The sequence below is a fragment of the Kribbella sp. NBC_00662 genome, from assembly GCF_041430295.1.
Taxonomy (GTDB): Bacteria; Actinomycetota; Actinomycetes; order Propionibacteriales; family Kribbellaceae; genus Kribbella.
On record NZ_CP109029.1, the window covers coordinates 1,062,236 to 1,075,170 of the forward strand.

Annotated in this window: 9 protein-coding genes; 2 read left to right on the plus strand and 7 right to left on the minus strand. The window is 68.3% G+C overall.

Features of this window, described 5'->3' with window-relative positions; translation table 11 throughout:
• Positions 1 to 52: 52 nt before the first annotated feature.
• A complete protein-coding gene (locus OHA10_RS05400; RefSeq protein WP_371405083.1) occupies positions 53 to 2,980 on the minus strand; it encodes a sugar-binding protein in 2,928 nt (975 codons plus the stop codon).
• 461 nt (positions 2,981 to 3,441) lie between these two features.
• Between OHA10_RS05400 and OHA10_RS05405 the strand changes: the two genes are divergently transcribed.
• Entirely contained in the window at positions 3,442 to 3,900 is a 459-nt protein-coding gene (locus tag OHA10_RS05405) for a helix-turn-helix domain-containing protein (protein WP_371405084.1), read from the plus strand.
• A gap of 1 nt (position 3,901) precedes the next feature.
• Positions 3,902 to 4,453: a PIN domain-containing protein gene (locus tag OHA10_RS05410; protein ID WP_371405085.1), complete on the plus strand. Its 552-nt coding sequence runs from the start codon at positions 3,902 to 3,904 to the stop codon at positions 4,451 to 4,453.
• Between the two features lie 18 nt (positions 4,454 to 4,471).
• On the opposite strand, the gene OHA10_RS05415 is transcribed toward OHA10_RS05410, so the two are convergent.
• The 6 genes from OHA10_RS05415 to OHA10_RS05440 form a co-directional block, all read right to left on the minus strand.
• Complete coding sequence (locus tag OHA10_RS05415; protein WP_371405086.1) at positions 4,472 to 6,217, minus strand: ABC transporter ATP-binding protein; 1,746 nt, start codon at positions 6,215 to 6,217, stop codon at positions 4,472 to 4,474.
• On the minus strand, positions 6,214 to 7,968 hold the full coding sequence (locus tag OHA10_RS05420; protein ID WP_371405087.1) for an ABC transporter ATP-binding protein: 1,755 nt from the start codon (positions 7,966 to 7,968) through the stop codon (positions 6,214 to 6,216). The genes OHA10_RS05415 and OHA10_RS05420 overlap by 4 nt, the downstream gene beginning before the upstream one ends.
• Positions 7,969 to 8,104: 136 nt before the next feature.
• Entirely contained in the window at positions 8,105 to 9,571 is a 1,467-nt protein-coding gene (locus tag OHA10_RS05425; protein ID WP_371405088.1) for an NAD(P)H-hydrate dehydratase, read from the minus strand.
• A gap of 2 nt (positions 9,572 to 9,573) precedes the next feature.
• Positions 9,574 to 9,924 carry a holo-ACP synthase gene (locus OHA10_RS05430; RefSeq protein WP_130441349.1) on the minus strand — a complete coding sequence of 117 codons (351 nt, stop codon included), beginning with the start codon at positions 9,922 to 9,924 and terminating at the stop codon, positions 9,574 to 9,576.
• Positions 9,925 to 9,934: 10 nt separating this feature from the next.
• Positions 9,935 to 11,050, minus strand: coding sequence for a LacI family DNA-binding transcriptional regulator (locus tag OHA10_RS05435; RefSeq protein WP_371405089.1), 1,116 nt, complete (start codon positions 11,048 to 11,050; stop codon positions 9,935 to 9,937).
• Positions 10,972 to 12,807: an alpha-glucuronidase gene (locus OHA10_RS05440; RefSeq protein WP_371405090.1), complete on the minus strand. Its 1,836-nt coding sequence runs from the start codon at positions 12,805 to 12,807 to the stop codon at positions 10,972 to 10,974. The genes OHA10_RS05435 and OHA10_RS05440 overlap by 79 nt, the downstream gene beginning before the upstream one ends.
• Positions 12,808 to 12,935 lie beyond the last annotated feature (128 nt).

Sequence of the window (12,935 nt, forward strand, 5' to 3'; positions counted from 1 at the left end):
CGCTCCCTTCGTTGCTCATGGCAACCGGTGTGGCACGCCGCCGCAACCCGGACTATGCGATGCGGATGTCGAAGGCCTGGACCTCGTTTCGTGTCGTCTCGTAGGAGACGAGCAGGTGGCCCTGGTTCTTCAGCTGGGCGCGTTGGGCCGCGGTCAGCGGGATCGTCCAGTGCTGGACGCCGCGGGTGATTGCCTGCGCCTTCTGGTTGACCAGGTGGCCGCTCATGTCGGGCGACCACGGCGGGGTGGCGCCGTCGGTGATGGCACACGGGGTGAAGCCGTAGTCCGGCGGCGGGTCCGCGGTGCAGGACGTTGTCCACACCGGGATCGCGTTGATGTCACCGCTCGTCAAGAACGCCCTGGCCGTGCCAGACCCCTTCGATGAAGTGACCAGATCGACTCCGGTCGGGCGGACCTTGCTGGACAGGATCTTGAGGTCGTCGGTCGGAACCCGGCCGGAGATCGGTACGCCGTTGCGTGCGGACTGCGCGATCGTCTGCGGTGACAACGCGCCGTTGAGGTTCGGGTTCGAGACGTTCGGCGGCGTCGGTGTCGTCGAGCGGCCGGACGGCGGGGTGTAGCCGGGCAGCGTCGCGAGACCCCAGCGGTACGGGTCGGACTGCACGGACCCGAGCGCCGACCATCCCAGTCGCGTACTCATGTCGATATGCCGCAACGTCGTCGTACCGGGAGCTGACGTGTCGTCGTTGTCGTACGGCGTGATGTTCAGGCCGAGCCGTGACGGGTCGACGGCGGCCGGGAGGTCGGCGAGCGGGATCTTCACCTCGAGGTCGTACCCGCCTCCGGCGTACGCGTGCGGCACGGTCGTCTCGTTGCTGCCGACCCACTGCGCGGTCGACGCGACCTGGACGCCCGGAGCGTTGCCGGTGTCGAGGGCGCCGCTCGAGTAGCCCTGGTGGTTGTCCGCGTCACGCTCCCAGCACGGACTGCCGCTCTGGGTGAACGGGAAGATGCCGAGCTTGAACGTGTTCGCGGTGTCCTTCAGTGCTTCGGACGCGTTGCCGCGCGGGTCGAGCAGGATCTCGACGGAGTCGGCCTGCCAGTGGCCGACGCATTCCGCCGGCGTCACGGCGTACGACTGGTAGTCGTCGCGGATGTGGATGAAGAAGTACAGCGCGTCGTCGGACCAGCTGACCTTCGCCGTACTGCCTTCTCCTGTTGACGAAACGCCGCAGTCGTCGACGCCGGTGCAGGTCGCCGCGCCCTGCCAGATGCGGCCGAGGTCGAGGGTCTGGCCCGGGTACTCACCCGGCTCGGCCTTGCCGTCGACCACCGGCGTCGCCTGCGGGATGACGGTGGTCGGGACGAGCGTCAGAGTCAGTGTCTCGGTACCGGTCGCGGTGTGGATCGGGATGCTGACGTTCTGCTGGGCGGGCAGGCTCGTGTCGGTGTTGGTCAGCTTGAACGTGACCGTCTGGTCGGCGCCGGGCTGGACGTCGTACGGCTTCGACGGCGCGTCGATGGTGAAGTCGGCCGGCAGATCCAGCGAGACCGCGCCGGTCTGCTGAGTTGCGGACCAGTTGTGGACGACGACCGGTATGTCGATCGTCTGGCCGATGCCCATCGACTGGATCGCCTGCGAGCGGCCGAGGCGGTTGGCCTGCGGGGCGGTGTTCTGCAGCCACTGGTCGTACTCGGCCCAGTTGCCCCAGCGCTGGAAGCGTCCTTCCGCGGCGGCGACGATGCGTACGACGTTGTCCGTGTAGCCGGTCGCGTGCTTGGTCGTGTAGAGCGCGGAGACCTTCGCGTTCTGGTCGACCGTCGCGTTGGCAGCCGGGGTCACGGTGAAGGTCAGGTCGGCGGACGGTTTGTCCTTGACCTGCTGCGGACCGCTGACCGACCAGCCGGCCGGTACCGTCAACGCGACGTTGCCCTTGGCAAGCTTTCCGTGCGGCGCCTTCAGGTGGACGGTCGCCTGGAACGGCTCGCCGGCGACGTTGTAGAAGCGGCTGAAGGTGATGTACTCGAGGGTGCCGAGCGGTAGACCGCCCGGGTCCGGCTTCTTCGCGCCGAACAGGATCGCGTCGTCCCGCCCGGCCGCGGCGTTGCTGTTCGGCTGGAACGGCACGAACGACTCGGTCATCCCGAACCGCGGACACGCCGGCACCGAGACGCCCTTGTACATCACGCGACTCTGGGTCGGGTACGCCGCGCGTCCTTCGTCGGCCACCTGCTGCCAGATCTTCGGCGTACCGGCGGTCTGCGCCTGCGAGTTGCCGGCCGGCCAGGTGTACGGCGAGTTGTAGCCGGTCCACACTCCCGCGACGGTGTCGAGGCCGGTCGGGGTGAATCCGGTGGTGCAGTTCGCGGCTGTCGTCGTACCGCCGGTACCTGTCGTGCTGCCGCCGGAGAAGACCTTCTTCACCTGCCAGGTGCTGAGCGCGTGCGGGCCCTTCAGCTGCTCCGGGAACATGTTCGGGTCGGCGGCGGCGAGCACGCCTTCCCAGATCAGCCGACCTGCCTGCTGGTGGTTGCCGTGACCGGCCGCGAGCGTCGGCGTGAAGCCGATGTAGATCTCCGGCTGCGTCTCCCGGATCACCCGGGTGACCCGTCGGAGCGTCTCCTGCTCGTCCCAGAAGTACTGCGTCAGCGGCGCGCTCTGGTTGTAGAAGAAGTCGATGCGGTCGAGGTTGAAGATGTCGACGGTGCCGGAGCGGTAGTGCGCGACCCGGTCCTCGTTCTCCCGGCGCAGACCGAGATCAGGCCCGAGCTCGTTACCGGCCGCGTTCCCACCACCCTCACCGCGGGTCACCTGGATCACGCCGCACTTCACGCCGTACAGCTGATGCCACACCCCACACGGCCCGATGATGCTCGTGTCGTCGTCGGGATGGGCCCACTCCCCCATCACGTCGATCTTCGTGCGCGCATCCGCGACGTACTGATGCGGTTGCGCAACGGCCGGCACGGGCAGCACGGCCAGCAGGACAAATACGGCAAACCCCACAAAACGCTTCACGTGCACACTCCAAAGGCGGCGGAGGCACCAGCAAGATCAGTCCTACGTCCGGGACGGTCACCCGCGCAACAGGAATCGCGCGCCCTGCGTACCGCGGTCAGCCCCCGGCTTATCGCCGGGCTCTTCCGGCTATCGCCGGACTGGCGGGCTACCGCCCGCACCCGTGCGCGCTACCGCGCGTTCGACCACCTCGTGGTGCCGCCAACTCGTGGATGGAAGGAAGTCGCGCCGACGCATGCCCGCTGGGCCCATGCCGGGGATATCGCTGGACCTTCTACTGGCGCCGGGCGTTCGGGACGCTCCGGTAGCTCCGGCGTACCGACCTTCTGCCTTGTAACGAGGGCGGAGTGTCAGTGTCGACCTCGGCAGGTCGTTTGAGGCCCATTGCGTTTATTGCGTTTATTGCGGATACTTCATTTGTGGATCGCTGATCAGCACCGGCGAACCCAGGAGGAGCCGCAATGAGTCCCGCAGAGCCCGCACCGATCCGTCCGGACGCCACTGAAGTCAAGGCGGCCGGCGTTGCGATGCGTCGCGTCAAGAAGTACCTGTCTACCCACGCTGACGAGCGCGATATCCGCGTCGTGGTTGGTGGGGATCCAGACGACACCCTGTCCCTGCCGCGGGGTGCTGTTGAGCTCCTGGCGCGGATCCTTGCGCACATGGCAGCCGGGCAAGGAGTGTCGGTGGTGCCGGCTCACGCCGAGCTGACAACCCAGCAGGCGGCAGATCTGCTGAACGTCTCCAGGCCCTATCTCATCGGTCTGCTGGATGCGGGCGAGATCGAGTATCGGAGAGTCGGGAAGCATCGGCGAGTGCGTGCGGCCTCCCTGATGGATTACAAGCGCAAGGACGACCACGAGCGCCGCGAAGTCGCCGACGAACTGACGGAGCTCAACCAGGACATGGGTCTGTACTGACGTGCCATTCATCGTCATCTACGACGCGAACGTTCTCTACCCGAACAGCTTGCGAGACCTGCTCATCCGCGTCGCCCAGGCCGGCCTGGTCCGGGCCAGATGGACCGAGCAGATCCTCGATGAGACCTTCCGCGACCTCAAGGAGAATCGGCCCGACCTCGACCCGGCCAAACTCGATCGCACCCGGGAACTGATGAACAAAGCGATCCGGGACGTGCTGGTCACCGATTACGAACCCCTCATCGACGTGCTCGACCTGCCCGACGCGGACGACAGGCACGTGCTCGCGGCCGCGATCAAGGCCAACGCGCAAGTAATCGTCACCGAGAACACGAAGGACTTTCCGCAGAAGACGTTGGCATCGTGGAACATCGAGGCTCAGGCTGCAGACGACTTCGTGCTTGATCTGATCGATCTGAATCAGCAGGCGGTCTATGCACAGGTGCAGCGGATGGCCGACGCGTGGAGGAACCCGCCAGGCACGGTCGAGGACGTTCTCGACTCCCTCGAGCACCTCGGCCTGATCGGAAGCGTCGCCGCTCTGCGCGGCTGACAAGCTGCCGACAGTCCGTCAGCTGTCTGTGTGCCAGGTTTGCCAGAGTTGGCCGTAGGGGCCGTTGGTGGTTACCAGGGCTTGGTGGGTGCCTAGTTCTACTAGCTGGCCGGCTTCCATGACGGCGATTCGGTCGGCGTCGTGGGCGGTTTGTAGGCGGTGGGCGATCGCGATGACGGTGCGGCCGCGTAGTACGGCGGCCAGGGACTGTTCGGTTTGGCGGGCTGTTTTGGGGTCCAGGAGGGCGGTGGCTTCGTCGAGGATGAGGGTGTGGGGGTCGGCCAGGACGACGCGGGCGAGGGAGAGTTGCTGGGCGCTCGCGTCGTCGAGGGTGGTTTCCTCGCCGATCTCGGTGTCGAGGCCGTGGGGGAGGTCGTTCCACCAGGTGGCTCCGACGGCGTTGAGGGCGGCGTACAACTCGTCGTCGGTCGCGGTCGGCTTCGCGATGAGCAGGTTGTCGCGGACGGTGTCGTGGAAGACGTGGTGGTCCTGCGTGATCAGGACGACGTGTTCGCGCAGCTGGTCCGGCGGCAGATCGGCAACCGGCGTACCGCCGATCGTCACCGACCCGATGTGCGGCCGATCGAGACCGGCGAGCAGACGCGCGAGAGTTGATTTGCCGGCCCCGGAGGTCCCGACAATGGCCAGGCGTTCCCCGGGCTGCACAACCAGATCGATCCCGTGCAGTACGTCGCGGGCGCCCGTGTAGCTGTAGTGCGCGTTGTCGACCCGGATGCGGTCGCCGGCGACCGCATCCACCCGCGGGGTCTGCTCCGCCTGTGGGATGTCCGCGAGGCCCTCGACGCGCGCGTACGACGCTCCCGCGCCCTGCAACTGCTCGATCCACAGCATCAACGTGTCGAGCGGGCCGACCAGCTGCCGCAAGTACACCGTCGCAGTCACCACGACCCCGAGGCTGACCAGATCCCGGGCGTAGAGCGCGCCGCCGATCAGCAGGACCCCGACCACCGGGAGTGCCAGCGCGATCTCCGACCACGGGAACAGCACGGTCCGCAACCACAGCGCAGCCAGGCGGGCGGACCGGGCTTGGTTGATGGACGCTTCAGCGGCCTCCGTACGGCGGCGCTCGAGTCCGAGCAGTTCGACCGTACGGGCGCCTTTCGCCGTACTCGCGACGACATCGGCGATCTCGGCGCCAGTTGACGCGACGGCGAGGTAGACCGGTCGCGCACGTCGTACGTACCAGCGCACCGCCGCGCCGACGCCGAGCAAGCACACGAGCCCGCACAGCCCGAGCCGCACGTTGAGGACGAGCACCGCGACGATCAGGAAGAGAGCGTGGACGGTAGCCACGAGAACCTCGGGCACAGCAGATCGCAACGTCACCGCGACAAGGGACGCGTCCGTACTTCCGCGGGCGATCAGATCGCCGGTCGGAAGATGATCCGCGACACGTGGCGGCAGCGCCAGGGTCCGCTGCAAGAAGCGCTCGCGAACGCGCGCCGCCGTACGCTCGCCGAACCGATAGCCGATCTTGAGCGCCCACCACGCCAGCACTGTCTGTACGACGGTGAACAGCAGCGCGCCGAACGCGAGCCGATCCACCGCGCTGAGCACGTCACCGGAACCGGCGCGGATCGTGTCGATGATTCGACCGAGCAACCACGGACCGACCAGGCCGGCCGCAGCCGCGAGCCCGTTGACCAGGACGAGCCAGATCACCGAACGGCGGTCCGCGCCCAGGTCGCGGATCAACGCGGCGCGTACTTCGGTGGGGCCTGCGACGGGCAGCTGCGTGCTCATTCGCCATCACCTTGCGCCCGCGATACGAGGTCTCGATAGTAGGGATCGCTGCGCAGAAGTTCCGTGTGTGTACCGGCTGAGGACAGCTTGCCGTCGACCAGGACGATCACGTCGTCAGCACGGTCCAGTACGAGGGGCGACGTCGTCGTGATGACCGTTGTCGTGTCGCGACGGACTTCGCGGATCCGGTCGATCATGGCCGCTTCGGTGTTCGCGTCGACTGCCGAGGTGGGTTCGACGGCGAGCAGTACGTCGGGTGTTGCGTAGATGGCGCGGGCCAGTCGGATTCGTTGCCGTTGGCCACCGGAGAGGTCGCTTCCGCCGGCGGCGATCGTGGCATCCAGCCCGCCGGGTAATGCCTCGACGATGTCCTCGGCCACGGCGATGTGGAGCGCCGTACGGATCCTGTCGTCGTCGGGTTCGAGGCGGCCGGCAACGACATCTCGAACCGTTCCGGCGAACACCTCGGCATCGTTGTCGGCAACGACTAAACGGCGCCTGAACTCTTCACCCGCGGTCTCGTCGATCTCCACACCTGCTTGGGAATCGGTGTGCACCTGGCCGAGCCGCTCGATCACGGCGACTGCCTCCGCCGGGCGGGCGGTGACCAGTGCGGTCAAAGCGCCCGGCCTGATGATCACGCCAGAGACGGGGTCGACCAACGGGACGGTGCCGATCGAGGCGTTGTCGCCATCGTTGCGGCGGGCAACTGGCAGGTTGAGCAGGTCGATGATTCGTTGCCCTGCCACCCGAGCGCGGGCGATGTCACCGGCACCCTCGATGAAGAACGACACGGGTACGACGAGTACCGCGACGTACCCGTAGACGGCGACGACATCGCCGATCGTGATTTCGCCGGTCGCGGCCATCCGGGCTGACAACCAGACGACCGCGGCCAGAAAGAGCGCCGGGAGGCCGGTCGACAATGCGACGACCCAGCTGGTGGGACCGGCGACGCGGTAGCCACGGCGTACCAATAGCTGCGACTGATCTTGGTAGCGCTCGGCAACGAACTGCTTGCCGCCGAGGCCGTTGAGGACGCGGAGTCCGGCGAGTACGTCGACCAGGCGGACCGCCAGTCGTCCTTGGTGGACGCGGTACTCGCCGCCGGTGCGTTCGATGCGCTGCAGGAACGGGCCGACTGCGATGGCGAGGAGCGGTACGCCGGCGAGGACGACTGCGGCGAGCAGGGGGTTGATGGTGAACAGTACGACGGCGACGACGGCGTACGCGATGATCGCGCCGACGCCGGGACCGGTAACGGTCAGGGCCATCGCAACCGTGTAGACGTCGGCCATGCCGACGGTCACGATCTCGCCGGCGCTCACACGCTTCGCCAACGAGGCGCCCAGGCGGGAGGTGTGCCAGACCGTGGCGCGGACGGCGCGGAATGATGCGTCGATCCTGACCTTGGTCATCGTGCGGTGGCGAGCGATCCCCAGCAGCGCGTTCATCACGCTGACGGCCAGGAGGACCAAGGCCCAGCCAACCAGGGCGGAGGTGTCGCCGGCCACGAGTCCGTCGTCAACGGCCCGGGACAGCACCCACGGCGGCACGGTCAACCCGACCGTCCACACCGTCCCCAGCACCGCACCCCACGCGATGCGCCGCGGCTGCGACCGAGTAAGCCAGTACAGCAACCGCATCGGACTCGCCAGATCCCCGGCCGCCGGCGGGCTCCACGTCTCCCCCATCCGATCCAACCACCCGCGAACGGCCGCCCATCCCCGCCGCCCACCGTCGCTGGCCATGCCCAATCCTTTCAGCAATCCCCGGCCACTTTCACCTTTGTGACCGCATTCACAAACCTCCTCCTCGTACTGCGATCAGCCCCCGCATGCTCTCCACCCCACGTGCTACCGCGCGGGCGGTGCGGGGCGCGGACGGTCAGCCTTGGAGGAGGTAGCGCGTGGCTGCTGGGAGGGCGGCGGCTACGGACATTGCGGTGATGGGGGCTGAGGAGGAGGCAAGGTTGGCGGCTGCGGCGTGGAGGTAGGCGCCGAGGCTGGCGGCGTCGAGTGGAGAGAGGCCGCTGGCCAGGAGGGAGCCGCAGAGGCCGGCTAGGACGTCGCCGGCGCCGGCGGTGGCTAGCCAGGGGGTGGCGTTGGTGTTGACGCGGACTTGGCCGTCGGGGGATGCGATGACCGTGGTGGCGCCTTTGAGAAGGACTGTTACGTCGTAGCGTTCGGCGGCCAGGCGGGCGTGTTTCAGGCGTTCGGCTTCTACGGTGGCGCGGTCTACGTCCAGGAGGCGGGCCAGTTCGCCGGCGTGGGGGGTGGCCAGTACGTCGACGTGGTCGCCGGAGTCGTCGAGGGCCTTGAGGCCGTCGGCGTCGAGGACTACGGGCTCCTCGGCGTCGAGGAGTTCGCGGATGCGGGGGATGTCGAGTTCGTCGCCGAGGCCGGAGCCGATCGTCCAGGCCTGGACGCGGCCGTTGCCGGCGACGATTTCGGGATGGGCGGCGCGGACGGCTTCGGCGACGGGGTCGGGGCCGACGTACCGGACCATGCCGACGGGTCCGCCGAGGGCGCCGGCGGTGGCGATGACGGCGGCGCCTGGGTACTGGGTCGAGCCGACCATCAGGCCTAGTACGCCGCGGGAGTACTTGTCGGACTCGCCGTGCGGGACGGGGTACAGGTGGCGGACGTCGGATGCCTGGAGGGACTCGACCTCGGCGGGAGGGAGGTCGAGTCCGATGTCGACGAGGTGGACCGGACCGCAGGCCGTGGCGGCAGGGTCGATGAAGTGGCAGATCTTGTGGGTGCCGAATGTCACGGTGAGGGCGGCGTTGACGTGCGACTCGGGGGTTTCGCCGGTGTCGACGTCTACGCCGGACGGGGTGTCGACGGCAACGATCGGTACGCCGTGACGCTCGGCGAGCTGCACCACCGCGAGAGCGTCGGGACGGAGACCCGGGCGCCCGCCGATCCCGACGATGCCGTCAACCACGACATCGGCACTCCGGATGAGATCAGCAACGCCGTCCGAGACGGCGGTCGTGGCAGCGGTCGCGCCGGGAACCGTTGTCGCAGGCGGGTCCTCCAGAGCGCGGGCGCGGCCGCCCGCCGTGATGAGGGCCGCGAGGCCGGCCCCGTGGACCTTGGGTGAGAGCAGTACGGCGGTCACCTGGGCGCCTCGTCGCGCCAGGCGGGCGCCGGCGTACAGGGCGTCGCCGCCGTTGTCGCCGGAGCCGATCAGGAGGACGACGCGGGCGCCGTACGTGCTGCCCAGGAAGTTGCTGATGGCAACTGCTAGCCCAGTGGCGGCCCTCTGCATCAACGTGCCGGAGGGGAGGCGGGCCATCAGGTCGGCCTCGGCGGCGCGGACCTGCTCGACGGTGTGCGCGCTGCGCATGGTCAGCCCTCCAGGATCACCACGGCCGAGGCGATGCCGGCGTCGTGGCTGAGCGACAGGTGCAGGTTCTGTACGCCGAGCCGGGACGCCTGCGCCGCCACCGTCCCGCTGATCTCCAGCCACGGCCGGCCGGTCTCGTCGGTCTGTACTTCGGCGTCGTGCCAGTGCATGCCCGCGGGTGCGCCGAGCGCCTTGGCCAACGCTTCCTTGGCCGCGAACCGAGCCGCCAGCGAGGCCGGCGGCTTCACCGCCTCGAGCGGCGTGAACACCCGCTCCCGCAGGTTCGGCGTCCGCTCCAGCGTCCGCATGAACCGATCCACGTCGACCACATCGATACCCACGCCGACGATCATGCGGGCCAGCCTAACCCCGGGGTGCAGCCGTGGAGTCGCGGACTCTCATGTCCACGGCGAGGTCGAGGCGGAGCGCGGTGGGGGTTCGGCCGCGGGACAGGTCGAGGACCACGCGGGCGGCAAGCTCGGCCATCTGGTGGAGTGGTTGGTGGACGGTGGTGAGCGCGGGCGTGACGAACTGGGCGATGGGAAGATCGTCGTACCCGACGACGGACAGGTCGCGTGGGATGTCCAGGCCGAGTTCGCGGGCGGCCTGATAGACGCCGAGGGCCTGCATGTCGCTGCCGGCGAAGATCGCGGTCGGTCGATCGGGCAGGCGGAGCAACGCGAGCGCCTCGCGGTGCGCGCCGCCGACCTCGAAGTCGCCGTACCGGATCAACGACGGGTCGACCTCCACCCCGGTCGACCGCAGCGCATCCGTGTAGCCGTCCACACGTTGCCGCGAGCACAGCGTCTCGGTCGGTCCGCCGATCATCGCGATCCGGGTGTGGCCGAGGGTGCGGAGATGGGTCGTGGCCATCCGGCCGCCGTTCCAGTTCGCCGAGCCGATCGACGGTACGTCGTCACCCACGTCGCCGACCGGATCGACGACAACGAACGGGATCCGCCGCGCCTCCAACTGCGCCCGCTGGTCGGCGTCGAGGTCCGAGAACACCATGATCACGCCGACCGGCCGCCGGTTCAGCACCGATTCGATCCACTGCTGTCGCGGCCGCAGCGCGCCGCCGCACTCGGACAGCACCAGCTCGACGCCCTCGGCGCGGGCGACCTCCTCGACGCCGCGGATCAGCTCCATCGCCCATTCGCCGCCGAGCTGGTTGAACACCAGGTCGATCATCGGGCTGGCCGCCGTGCCCGGGCTCCGCCGCCGGTAGCCGTACTCCTGGATCAGGCTCTCGATCCGGGCCCGGGTCGCCTCGGCCACATCCGCGCGCCCGTTCAGCACCTTGGAGACGGTCGGCACCGACACGCCCGCCTGTTCCGCAATTTTCGCAATGGTCGGTCGCTCGCTCACCACGCCCCCTGGCTCGAAACTTTCGAGCCAGCTTAGCGGTGGATCGTACGGCCGTGGCTGTCCGGTACGCCGCTGAGCCGGTAGAAGAACGTGTTGACCTGGTCCCGCCACTCCCGGGCGCTCGCCAGCTGCGCCTCGAACCGGGTCGTGATGTTCTCCCGTACGACGGGTTCGAACCGCTCGGCGATCACCCGCCAGCGTGCCACCATCGCCTCCACCTCGGCGTACCCCTGGAAGTGCGAGTCGTAGATGTGCTGCAGAACTGTGCTGCCGTTGTGCAACACGTGGTCATAGGCAACATGATGGAAGAACAGCAGCAACTCGTCCGGGCAGGTGGTGACGTCCTCGTACGTGCCGGCGAGCGGCTCGGGGTACTGCCCGATGAACCCCGATCCGGTCTTCACGGTCCGGTCCACGCCGACGCCGTACCGATCGGCGAAGTGATACCTCCCCCGCCCCGAGTACTCGTACCCGTTCACGCTCGGTCCGTAGTGCGTCTGCGGCGTGACCATGAACCCGACGCCCAGCGGCGCGGTGTACCGCTCGTACGTCCGCCACGAGCCGGACATGATCGTGACCAGCTCGCTCCGGGTCCGACCGTCCATCGCGAAGGTCGCCGCAGCCCACTCGTGCAGCAGGCTGACCGGATCCGCGGCCGGCTCCCATGCCAACCGCCCGAAGGCGTAGAGGTTGCTCTGGGCAAGTTTGTGGCCGGTCCAGTTGGAGTCGTCGCCAACGTTGGACACGGCAACGATCGCACCGATGCGGTCGGCAACCGTCGTACCGCCGCCGGTGGTGTCGAACTGCAGGATCTCCCGCCACCACGGGCCGAGGTAGCACAGGTCCTGCTGCTGTCCGGAGTACTCCTGGGTCACCTGCAACTCGAGCGCGAACACGGTCTCCTGCAGCTCACCGAGCAGCGGCGAGATCGGCTCGCGGACCTGGAAGTCCGTCGGCCCGTGCTTGACCTGCAGTACAACGTTCTCCTCGAACCGCCCGTCCAGCGGGATCAGGTGGTCGTACGCCGCCCGCGCGCGATCCGCATCGCGATCACGCCAATCGTGTTTCTGTTCATCACCGGAGTACCGCCAGAACACCGTGCCGCCGTACGGCGCGACCGCCCGCGCGAGCAGGTTCGCGCCCTCGGGATCACGTCCGGCCCGCACCACGAGCCCGCCGAAGTCCGGCACGGCATCGTACACGCGACTGATCGTTGCCGACCACCACCGGGCAACGCGCTCGTCGGTCGGGTCGTCGGTGAACTCGACCGAAAGGCTGACCGCGATCCCGTACTCGCGGAACACGGCCGCCAGCCGGGCCACTTCGGGGAGATCGGCATTCGCGAGCGCGACCGCGTTGATCCCGATCGACGCCAGCAGGCGCGCATAAGCACGGACCCGGCCGAGGTCGGGCACGACGCTGCCGTCGCGGAAGAATATCGATCGACCTGAGTACCCGCGTTCGACCGCGCCGGACAGCTGGTCCCAGTGGTCGAGCATCCGGATCGGAACGGCCGGCTGCTCGACGACGCTGAAGTCGCCGGTCATCCACTCGAAGTACCGCAGCAGGTAGAAGTAGCCGTACAGCAGTCCATGTCCGCCCTCGGCCGCGACGACGAGATCGTTGCCGCGTCGTACCACCACGAACCCTTCGACACCCAGACCGTGCTCGGGCACCGCCGCCTCGACCTCGCGCCACAACGGGGTCTCGCGGACGCGAGTCATGGTGCACACGGCAACTTGTACGTCCGAGCCGACGCGGCGGGTCTGCCGGAGCTCGGCCCGGATGGTCTGGGCAAGCGCTCCCGAGGCGTGCACCGTCACCTCGGGCAGCCTCTGGAAACCGAGCCAGGCGGAGTCGCCGGTCATGGGGCCTCCCGGCCTGGACTGAGGATCGGCCGTCATCGGTCGGTGATCCTTCCACACCAGGCGGTCACCGAAAGTTTCGAGCCCGTAGCGTGGTTGAGACAAAGGCCACGTCGGCCCGATGTGGGTGC

Bases quoted from the DNA above. Each gene is read 5' to 3' on its own strand.
- OHA10_RS05440 (WP_371405090.1), bottom strand. From the start codon at position 12,807: ATGACCGGCGACTCCGCCTGGCTCGGTTTCCAGAGGCTGCCCGAGGTG.
- OHA10_RS05425 (WP_371405088.1), bottom strand. From the start codon at position 9,571: ATGCGCAGCGCGCACACCGTCGAGCAGGTCCGCGCCGCCGAGGCCGAC.
- OHA10_RS05415 (WP_371405086.1), bottom strand. From the start codon at position 6,217: ATGAGCACGCAGCTGCCCGTCGCAGGCCCCACCGAAGTACGCGCCGCG.
- OHA10_RS05430 (WP_130441349.1), bottom strand. From the start codon at position 9,924: ATGATCGTCGGCGTGGGTATCGATGTGGTCGACGTGGATCGGTTCATG.
- OHA10_RS05405 (WP_371405084.1), top strand. From the start codon at position 3,442: ATGAGTCCCGCAGAGCCCGCACCGATCCGTCCGGACGCCACTGAAGTC.
- OHA10_RS05420 (WP_371405087.1), bottom strand. From the start codon at position 7,968: ATGGCCAGCGACGGTGGGCGGCGGGGATGGGCGGCCGTTCGCGGGTGG.